Origin of the sequence: uncultured Vibrio sp. (assembly GCF_947488985.1) — a bacterium.
GTDB lineage: Bacteria > Pseudomonadota > Gammaproteobacteria > Enterobacterales > Vibrionaceae > Vibrio.
This window is the reverse complement of the sequence record NZ_CANLBV010000259.1, coordinates 1-726: the sequence shown is the minus strand read 5'-3', so window position 1 is coordinate 726 and position 726 is coordinate 1. Positions and strand designations below refer to the sequence as shown.

Genomic DNA, 726 nt, shown 5'->3' with positions numbered 1-726 from the left:
CCAACGTTAGAACATCAAAACTACAAGGGTGGTATTTCAAGGACGACTCCACCACATCTAGCGACGCGGTTTCAAAGTCTCCCACCTATCCTACACATGTAGGTTCAATGTTCAGTGCCAAGCTGTAGTAAAGGTTCACGGGGTCTTTCCGTCTAGCCGCGGGTACACTGCATCTTCACAGCGATTTCAATTTCACTGAGTCTCGGGTGGAGACAGCGTGGCCATCATTACGCCATTCGTGCAGGTCGGAACTTACCCGACAAGGAATTTCGCTACCTTAGGACCGTTATAGTTACGGCCGCCGTTTACCGGGGCTTCGATCAAGAGCTTCGACCGAAGTCTAACCCCATCAATTAACCTTCCGGCACCGGGCAGGCGTCACACCGTATACGTCATCTTACGATTTTGCACAGTGCTGTGTTTTTAATAAACAGTTGCAGCCACCTGGTATCTGCGACTCTCGTCAGCTCCATCCGCAAGGGACTTCACCGATAAGAGCGTACCTTCTCCCGAAGTTACGGTACCATTTTGCCTAGTTCCTTCACCCGAGTTCTCTCAAGCGCCTTGGTATTCTCTACCCGACCACCTGTGTCGGTTTGGGGTACGATTCCTTACAATCTGAAGCTTAGAGGCTTTTCCTGGAAGCATGGCATCAATGACTTCACTACCGTAGTAGCTCGACATCGTATCTCAGCGTTAAGAAAGTCCGGATTTACCTAAACTTTC

The 726-nt window shown here is 49.9% G+C and carries 1 rRNA gene; it reads right to left on the bottom strand.

Annotated features, from left to right (window positions below):
• Positions 1-726, bottom strand: a 23S ribosomal RNA gene (locus tag Q1A70_RS20230); the annotation flags it as partial.